Here is a 9,480-nt window from a genome sequence, read left to right as displayed (position 1 = left end):
TTTACCCCGGGTTATGAACTGCATGCCAAATACACAATTTTCGCTGAAGGCTGTCGTGGTCACTTAGGTAAACGTCTGATCCAGAAGTTCAACCTGGACAAGGACGCTGATCCGCAACACTACGGTATCGGCATTAAAGAGTTGTGGGAAATCGATCCTGCCAAGCACAAACCGGGTCTGGTGATGCATGGTGCCGGTTGGCCACTTTCTGAAACCGGTTCTTCAGGTGGCTGGTGGTTGTACCATGCTGAGAATAACCAGGTGACCTTGGGCATGATCGTGGATCTGTCTTACACCAACCCGCATATGTATCCATTCATGGAAATGCAGCGCTGGAAAACCCATCCGCTGATCAAGCAGTATCTGGAAGGCGGTAAGCGTATTTCTTATGGTGCGCGTGCTGTGACCAAAGGTGGTTTTAACTCATTACCAAAATTCACCTTCCCGGGTGGCTCTTTAATTGGGGATGATGCCGGCTTCCTGAACTTTGCCAAGATCAAAGGCTCACACACTGCAATGAAATCCGGCATGCTCTGCGGTGAAGCGGTCTTTGAAGCGATTGCTGCCGGTGTAGAAAAAGGCGGTGATCTGGCGGTGGCACGTGTAGTGGAAGGCGAAGATTTCTTTGTTAAGGAACTGACCGCTTATACCGACAAGTTCAACAACAGCTGGTTAAAAGAAGAGTTATACAACTCGCGTAACTTTGGCCCGGCAATGCACAAATTCGGTCAATGGATCGGTGGCGCGTTTAACTTCATCGATCAGAACGTGTTTAAAGTACCTTTCACCTTGCATGATCTGGTTCAGGACCATGCGGCGCTAAAAACCCAGGCAGCTGAAAGCTTCAAGCCGAACTATCCAAAACCGGATGGCAAACTGACCTTTGACCGTCTGTCTTCAGTGTTTGTCTCGAATACGGTCCATGAAGAGAACCAGCCAGCACATTTGAAACTGACTGACCCGTCCATTCCGGTTGAAGTGAATCTGCCGAAATGGGATGAGCCTGCGCAGCGTTACTGCCCGGCGGGTGTTTATGAAATCATGGAAAATAATGACGGTTCGAAACGCTTCCAGATCAATGCAGCCAACTGTGTGCACTGCAAGACCTGTGACATTAAGGACCCTTCCCAGAACATCACCTGGGTGACACCGGAAGGTGGCGGTGGTCCGAACTATCCAAATATGTAATCTCTCATATGAGATAAAAATAAACCCGCTTTAAAGCGGGTTTATTTTTTACAATGTCTTTCATACGAAGACCTAAATTTTAAAGCTACTAAGTGTCTAGTAGGTCCAACTGATACATAGGTATCTCTAAAATCATCGAACGTTTGATTGAAGATTTATCACTTACAAATTCTTTAGCATGAAAATCTAAAAAATCCATTCCATCTTTATAAAAAATCTTAGCATTGTCTCTATCATCTAAAATATCAGCCACTACAGAGCAATATAAATATTCAATTCCTTGTAGAGCTTTCCATTCATTTTCAGAGGGCAAAAAAATCATTAAATCTATATCTCTAAAAATACGATTTTCTATATTATCTAAATCTCGAATATTCTCAGATACTGCATAAACTTCTTCAGCTCGGGCAGTAACATTAACAAGTAAAAGGAAAAATATTCCTATTAAGTATTTTAATTTTTCCATTATTAATAATTTTCAACTTTTCAAAATTATAGCATTTACCATACTTTATTTTTTTAATTAAACTAAGATGCATAACTTTAAAGTTATGCATTTTTTTCATTTATTAGCCTTTCTTCACTAAATAATGAAATTCTTTATTACCATTTTCATCCAGACGTTCTTCCTGCAATAGCAACTCATGCCCCAAATGCATACAGAATTTTGGAATATCCCACGACGTTGAATTATCCGTGGCAAACACCTCAACCACATCACCTGCCTTAGATTTACGGATCGCCTGATGCAACATCATCACTGGCTCAGGACAACGTAAACCTCGGGTATTCAATTGCAGACTTGGAATAATTTCAGTTGGGGACATCGATAGACTCAGGATGGAAAGACCGCCATATTTTAGCATAAAGCTACGATTACATTGCTGCTTTGCATACGTGGCCAGTTCCAAAATTAGGCCTGACTCGTATGATCAAGACTCTGCATCATATTTACAATAGACAAGCGTATTTTCTGCGGTATGATAAAACCACGTTTTTTTAGATATTAAGAGTCTTCAGGAAAAATCATGCACGAGGAATCAGGCCCGTCGTGGGGTATGCGCGGCTTACGCAAATGGCTGGGAACTGCACCCGAAACTCGCGACGAACTGCTAAAATTAGTACAAGATTCACGTCGATTTTTAGAACCCGATACTGTTGCCATGCTTGAGGGCGTTCTTGACCTCCCGGCAACCAAAATTCGTGAAGTCATGACGCCTCGCACGTCCATGATCAGCTTGCAGGAAGATGACCAGCTGCTGGATATCCTGCATGTACTGGTCGAGTCTGCGCATTCACGTTTTCCGGTATTTTCATCCGATCAGACCGATAATGTAGTCGGCATTCTATTGGCCAAGGATTTATTGCCTTTTCTGACTGAACCGACGGCCAAGGTCGATATTCGCGCGCTCATGCGTCAACCTTTGTTTGTTCCGGAAAGTGCCCGCTCCGATCAGGTGCTGCGCATGTTAAAGAATACCCAAACGCATATTGCGGTGGTGATTGATGAATACGGTACGACTTCGGGTCTGGTGACACTGGAAGATATTCTGGAAGAAATTGTCGGTGAAATTGAAGATGAACATGACAATGCTGATGAAGAAGCATACTACATTGTTCCGGACAATGATCCAACTACGGCCAATACCTGGGTGGTACAAGCGCTCACCCCGATTGAGTATTTCAATAATATGCTGGATGCGACTTTCCCTGATGATGAAGTGGAAACCATGGGTGGCTTGTTATTACAGGAAATTGGTCTGGTGAGTGATCTTGAAGGTCAAACCATTGAACTGGAAAACTGGCAATTTACCATTCTTGAAGCAGATTCACGCTCGATTCATCTAATTCGAGCCGTGCGCCAATGAGAGCGTATTTCGATAAGCTGTTGAGTTCGTCTCAACAGCAAAAAACCTTGCCGCTGATCTATCCTGTTTTAATTGCCTTATTTGCAGGTACCATCTTTAGTTTGGCACTGGCTCCCTATCATTACTGGTGGCTGGCGATTCTGTCTCCAGCACTGCTCTATGCTTGCCTGCGCGGACGTAGCGCAAAACAGGCCTTTGGCATTGGCTGGGCTTACGGGATTGGCTTGTGGTTTGTCGGCGCATTCTGGCTGTATACCTCGATTCATGTCTATGGCGATACCAGTGCATTTCTCAGCGTCGTGATGATCCTGATTATGGCACTGGTGATGGGTCTGTTTAGTGCAGTGCAAACGTTTGTCTATCGCCGCTTTTTCCCGGAAACTCCTTTAACCTTTGCCCCGCTGTGGGTGCTGTTTGAATGGTCCAAGACTTGGGTCTTTACCGGATTCCCATGGCTATTCGCTGGCTATGCCTTTACCGAACGCTACCTGGATGCTTATGCGCCCTTATTCGGGGTGTTCGGGGTATCTTTCGTGGTGATTATTCTGGCCTGTGCGCTGGTTGAAATCCTGAATAGGCGTCTGTTCTGGGCCATTCCTTCGGCAGTTTTACTACTCGGTGCCTGGGGCGCAGCACAACTGACGTTTGTTGAGGAAAAAGATCAAAAACCTTTAACGGTTTCCCTGATTCAGGGCAATATTCCGCAAGACCTGAAATGGCTGACTGAATATCAGGTGAAGACCTTATTGATTTATGCCAATCTGAGCAAGACCGAATGGGGCCGTGATCTGATCGTCTGGCCGGAATCTTCGATTCCCATGTTCCAGACCGACATTGAAGCCTTTCTGGAAGCCATGAAAGTCCAGGCTGAAAAATCAGGCACTGCCTGGGTGACCGGCATTCCGTATTGGGATTTAGCAGAATCGCAAGCGGCGGGTTATCCTAAATATTACAACAGTATTATGGCCAGCGGCGATGATTCTGATGGGCTGTACAAGAAACAGCGACTGGTTCCTTTTGGTGAATATATTCCCTTGTCAGGCTGGCTGAGCTGGGTATTGCCCGCATTGCAGAATGACCCTTCGATGAGTGGTTTCTCTCGTGGTGCACATGACCAAAAACCATTGAATGTAAAAAATCATCTATTGGGTTCTGCAATTTGCTATGAAGTGGCCTATCCGAATTTGACCCGTCGCAATGCCAGCCAAAGCGATTTTCTGGTGACCGTGTCTAATGATGCCTGGTTTACCGGCACGGCAGGACCATTACAGCATCTGCAGATGGTGCAAATGCGTGCTAAAGAAAATGGCCGCTGGTTTATCCGCGCCACCAATACCGGTGTGACCGCCTTTATTGACCATAATGGCCATATCGTGAAAAAAGCGCCGATGGATCAGGAAGCGATATTACGTGGTGAACTTCCAGCCATGCAAGGCGAAACCCCGTATATGAAACTCAGCGATTGGCCGGTCATGATCTTCTCGGTTCTGCTTTTGCTTATGGGATGGCGCTTTCGCCCACGTAAAGTGGATGTCAGTTTTAAATCGAGAAGATAAGCTCCTCAAGTCCACCTTTTACAAAGGGGGATTCCTGAATATAGCACCTTATCAATCCCTCCTAGCCTCCCTTTACTAAAGGGAGGAACACTCAAGGTAATAAAAAACCGAGGTCAATGCCTCGGTTTTTTATCTCTTTAAAACTTAAAACTGTATAGCCAGATAACACAACATACTGGCAAGAGACAGCATTGGTACATGACGATAGAGCTTAACCAGTGTCTGCTCAAATGCTGAACCTTGTTCGGCTTGAATGCGGATTACACTCGCGTTTAATGCTGACCAGAAACACAGGGCCAATAAACTGCTCATCAAGCTGATAGCAAAGAAAGCCACCATAATCTGGCTGCTGCCTTCGGTGCTCTGCCATAAATGGACGATTCCCTGACTGATCGGCAGCATGCTTAAAACCAGAAGAACAGATTTCAGCATCGACCAATGAAATTGATTGATTTCATCTCCCAAGATAAATGCTTTCATGTGCTTCTCCGTTGGCGAGTCAAGTGCCATTCAGATCATTATGAGCTTTTTTAAATAAATAGAAAGTGTATGTTTATTCATATTTTACGAGAATTGTAATAGATAAATATGGGAATAATTCTTATTATAACTCGCATATCAATTTTATTATTTCATTATTATAAATATCATTAACTTACATTATATTTAATAATTAAGAGTTATTATCACTTCACTTCGTATTGAAATAGCCTATTAAGTGAAGTGATATATGCCATCTATCGAGAATTTATAATGATTCTCAATTAAGGCTGATAATAAATATCGGCATCTGTTCCTTCACCACCCGATTGACCATCTGCACCAAATGAATACAGATCGAAGCTTCGACCATCGGTGCCCGGAATCACATATTGCAGTTCATTATCCCAGCTGTCTTTTGGAAAACCGCCTTTGACATAACCGCCCGGCACCCAGTTTTTTGCAGTCGCTGGCTGATTCACCAGTGCATCCAGACCACCTTCCTGCATACTTGGATACTTGCCATTGTCCAGCTTGTATTGATCCAGTGAACCTGCAATGCTTTGTAACTTGATCACGGTGGTATCGACTTTGGCCTTTTCACCACGTCCCATCACGTTCGGAACGATCAGCGCAGCAAGCACACCGAGAATTACAATCACCACCATGACTTCGATTAAGGTAAAGCCCGTCTGTTTATTTAATTGATTCCTTTTCATTCAATCTCTCTCATTTATTTGCATCATTCAGAATTTCCACTTGAATCTTGATCACAACAAAATTCTAACTGGTTTCTGTTTAAATCATATTATTCATGTTCACAATTGGCAGCATCACTGCTATCACAATGACCAGAACAATACTGGCCATCAACACCAGCATTAAAGGTTCCAGCAAGGCCAGTAAAGTTGAAATCAGGGTGGTCACTTCGCGATCCTGCATTTGTGAAGCACGTTCCAACATGCGGTCCAGTTCACCAGACGCTTCACCACTTTTGATCATTTGTACCATCATCGGCGGGAAATAACCACTGCGTTCCAGTTGGGTTGCCAGGTTGCCACCTTCAGTGACTTTTTCCGCTGCCAGATTGACAGAATCCCGGATCACCCAGTTGTTACTGACTGCGGCACCAATCCGCAGTGCATCGACCAGCGGCACGCCAGACTGGGTCAAAATGGATAAGGTACTGGCAAAACGTGCGGCATTAATCCCGCGTGACAATTTGCCGAATAAAGGTAATTTTAAGGTCAGACGGTCAAAGGCATAATGCCCGGCGGTGGTTCTTAAAAACCGGACCAACAGGAAAATCCCCAAAGCACCACCAATCAATAAAAATGGCCAAGCAATGCGGATAAAATCACTGGCTTTCATCAAGGCCACGGTAATCCACGGCAAGGCATCTTTACTCTGGTCAAAGGTCTTGACGATATCTGGCACCACATAGGTCATCAGCCCCATCACAATCGCAAAGGACATCAGCATCAGGATAATCGGATAGACCATTGCACCCTGAATTTTTTTCTGCATGGCAAACCGGTTTTCGGTATAGTCAGCCAACTGATCCAGAATCAGGTCCAGATGTCCGGAACGTTCACCGGCGGCAATTGTGGCAATATACAGTTCAGGAAAACGTCCGGATTGTTGCAAGCCCTGCGCCAGACTATGCCCTTCCAGCACTTTGGAGCGCACTGACATCAGCAGGTTTTGTACATGTACTTTTTCACTTTGCTTGCCGACGGCACGAATCGCTTCTTCCAGTGGAATCGCAGCAGCGACCAGCACGGATAATTGCCGGGTCATCAGAGCCAGATCATAGGCGGTGATGCTTTTTTCAAACCATTTTCGACGATGATGTTGATCTTTTTTTTCGACAGGATCAACAGAGACCGGAATAAGTGCTTTATCCCGTAATTGTTGCCGGATCTGACGTGCAGAATCCCCCTCCAGCACGCCTTTTTGCTGCTTTCCTGAAGCATCAAGCGCAATAAACTGATATGCAGGCATTGTAATGCTCTAATTTTCCAAAATTTTGCTTAACGCTGTTGCGTCAGACCACCGAAATCATTCATATTCTTTGATATAAATTATCTGCTCACTCTAACATAATCGAACTTTAAGCACGACGAAATTTCTTCAGGATCTCCACCCCAAGATATGCAAAATTCTCACACCGATTCCAGTCTACTTTATCGCGTACGCGTTGCTGTACCTGTACATGTATTTGATTGTTTTGATTACACAATGAGTGCAGAACAATTTGAACAGGCGCAGATTGGCGCACGTGTACTGGTATCGTTTGGTCGGCAGAATCTGGTCGGGGTGATTATCGAAAAACTGCCTGCAGACACTCCTCTCGACCCACGCTTTAAGCTTAAGGCAGTAACCGAACTGCTCGATGAACGCGCCATTATAGATGCCAAAGTTTTAAGTTTGTTGACATGGTCAGCGCAGTATTACCAGTTTCCGATCGGTGAAGTCGTCCACAGTGCCCTGCCGACTCTGTTGCGTCAGGGTAAGCCTTATAACCTGCTGGCCCGTACCTGGAAATTACTGGCCCCTGATGCCGAGGCCAAAGTACGCCGTTCGGACAAGCAGCAGGAAGCTTACCGGATTTTAAAACTGCATCCGGTCGGGACCACTGAAAATGTGCTGAACATGGCCGGGATTGAAACCGCGACCTTAAAAGCGCTGGAGAAAAAAGAGATTTGCGCCTGTGTGCTGGAACCACAAGATTTCAATCCGCAGCCGATGCAGCTGGCACAAATGCCGCTTACTGCCAATCCTGAACAAAAACATGCAGTCGAACAGGTATTAAAATATCGCAATCAATATCAGGCTTTTTTACTGGATGGTCTGACCGGCAGCGGTAAAACTGAAGTGTATTTGCAGATCATGGAACAGGTACTGAAACAGGGCAAACAGGTGCTGGTGCTGGTGCCGGAAATCGGCCTGACGCCGCAAACCATCAGCCGTTTTCAGTCCCGTTTTCATTGCCATATTGCGTTGCTGCATTCCGGGCTGAATGATTCCAAACGGCTACAAGCCTGGCAGTCGGCAGAAACCGGCAAAGCCTCAATCGTACTCGGTACACGTTCTGCCATTTATACCCCGATGCCGAATCTGGGCCTGATCATTCTGGATGAAGAACATGACCTGTCCTTTAAACAGCAGGAAGGCTTCCGCTATCATGCCCGCGATGTCGCCCTGTACCGCGGCCATTTACAGCAATGTCCGGTAATCTTAGGGTCAGCCACACCAAGCATTGACAGTTATGCGCTGGTGCAACATGGCAAGATGCAGGCACTGGAGCTGAACCAGCGTGCCGGCACGGCCTTGATGCCCAAAATCCATATTCTGGATTTAAAAGTTGCGCAAAAAAAGCATGGGATTAGCCTGCAATTGATTCAGGACATCAAAAAGCGCCTAGAGAAAAAGGAACAGGTACTGATTTTTTTAAACCGCCGTGGCTATGCCCCCGTCCTGCTTTGTGGCAGCTGTGGCTGGCAGGCGCAATGTCCGCACTGTGATGCCAACTTCACTGTACACCGTCAGCCTTATCAGCATCTGCATTGCCATCACTGCGGTACTATTCACCGTATGCCGGAACACTGCCCGCAATGTCAGCATCAGGAACTGGTTACACTGGGTATGGGCACCGGCAAAGTCGAAGAACATTTAAATGAGCTATTTCCGGATTTTGAGGTGATTCGGGTCGATCGCGATTCCACCAGTCGGGTCGGCAGCTGGCAAAAAATCTATGACAAGATTCAGAAAAGCGAACCGGCGATTCTACTCGGCACCCAGATGCTGGCCAAGGGGCATCATTTTCCTTATGTGACGCTGGTGGCGATTCTGGATATTGATTCCGGTCTGCTGAGTGTGGACTTCCGTGCTACTGAACGGACTGCGCAACTGATCGTGCAAGTGGCTGGCCGTGCCGGACGTGGTGAACATAAAGGCGATGTTTATCTGCAGACCCTCAGACCTGATCATGCCCTGCTGAATACCCTGGTCAATGAAAATTATCGCGTATTTGCCCAGCAAACCTTAAAAGAACGGCAGATGGCCAGAATGCCGCCCTACCGTTATGCCATCCTGATTCGCTGTGAATCCAAGGATCAGGCACAAAATACCGAATTCTTACAGAAACATGCGGCCGCACTCAGGCAATATCCTGATCTGGCGCTGGACATCTGGGGACCGATTCCTGCGCCAATGGAACGCAAGGCGGGGCGCTATCAGTCGCATATGGTGCTATTGTCAGCGGATCGTCCACGTTTGCATTACTATGCGCGCAGCTGGTGGCAAAACATGCTGCATGACAAACCTTCTAGCATGAAGCTCACGCTGGACATCGACCCTCAGGAACTGAGCTAAAAGATATTGCG

General features: G+C 46.1%; 9 protein-coding genes. 4 read left to right on the top strand and 5 right to left on the bottom strand.

Translation table 11 applies throughout. From position 1 onward, the window contains the following. Positions 1-1,188 (top strand): electron transfer flavoprotein-ubiquinone oxidoreductase (locus AC13CK_RS01955; protein ID WP_482830900.1); only part of this gene is annotated, 1,188 nt, incomplete at its 5' end. An 88-nt stretch (positions 1,189-1,276) separates the two neighbouring features. On the opposite strand, the gene AC13CK_RS01950 is transcribed toward AC13CK_RS01955, so the two are convergent. Continuing rightward, positions 1,277-1,654 (bottom strand): hypothetical protein, encoded by a 378-nt coding sequence (locus AC13CK_RS01950; RefSeq protein WP_425879016.1) that lies wholly within the window; start codon positions 1,652-1,654, stop codon positions 1,277-1,279. Between the two features lie 103 nt (positions 1,655-1,757). After that, positions 1,758-2,015, bottom strand: coding sequence for a sulfurtransferase TusA (gene tusA, locus AC13CK_RS01945; RefSeq protein WP_004278563.1), 258 nt, complete (start codon positions 2,013-2,015; stop codon positions 1,758-1,760). A 201-nt stretch (positions 2,016-2,216) separates the two neighbouring features. Here tusA and AC13CK_RS01940 point away from each other — a divergent pair, with 201 nt between their 5' ends. Continuing rightward, complete coding sequence (locus AC13CK_RS01940) at positions 2,217-3,056, top strand: HlyC/CorC family transporter (protein ID WP_004278564.1); 840 nt, start codon at positions 2,217-2,219, stop codon at positions 3,054-3,056. Beyond that, on the top strand, positions 3,053-4,612 hold the full coding sequence (gene lnt, locus AC13CK_RS01935; protein WP_425879014.1) for an apolipoprotein N-acyltransferase: 1,560 nt from the start codon (positions 3,053-3,055) through the stop codon (positions 4,610-4,612). Before AC13CK_RS01940 ends, lnt begins: the two co-directional genes overlap by 4 nt. A 144-nt stretch (positions 4,613-4,756) precedes the next feature. On the opposite strand, the gene AC13CK_RS01930 is transcribed toward lnt, so the two are convergent. The 3 genes from AC13CK_RS01930 to gspF all read right to left on the bottom strand — a co-directional run bounded on the left by AC13CK_RS01930 (position 4,757) and on the right by gspF (position 7,096). After that, a complete protein-coding gene (locus AC13CK_RS01930; protein WP_180038604.1) occupies positions 4,757-5,092 on the bottom strand; it encodes a hypothetical protein in 336 nt (111 codons plus the stop codon). A 284-nt stretch (positions 5,093-5,376) separates the two neighbouring features. Then, on the bottom strand, positions 5,377-5,811 hold the full coding sequence (gene gspG / locus AC13CK_RS01925; protein ID WP_004278567.1) for a type II secretion system major pseudopilin GspG: 435 nt from the start codon (positions 5,809-5,811) through the stop codon (positions 5,377-5,379). 79 nt (positions 5,812-5,890) lie between these two features. Continuing rightward, a complete protein-coding gene (gene gspF, locus AC13CK_RS01920; RefSeq protein ID WP_044111782.1) occupies positions 5,891-7,096 on the bottom strand; it encodes a type II secretion system inner membrane protein GspF in 1,206 nt (401 codons plus the stop codon). A gap of 150 nt (positions 7,097-7,246) precedes the next feature. Here gspF and AC13CK_RS01915 point away from each other — a divergent pair, with 150 nt between their 5' ends. After that, positions 7,247-9,469: a primosomal protein N' gene (locus tag AC13CK_RS01915; RefSeq protein ID WP_425879011.1), complete on the top strand. Its 2,223-nt coding sequence runs from the start codon at positions 7,247-7,249 to the stop codon at positions 9,467-9,469. Positions 9,470-9,480: the final 11 nt, after the last annotated feature.

It is taken from the genome of Acinetobacter sp. L-24, from assembly GCF_056857555.1.
Note: the sequence above shows the minus strand (reverse complement) of the source record. Positions and strands in the feature narration are given on the sequence as shown.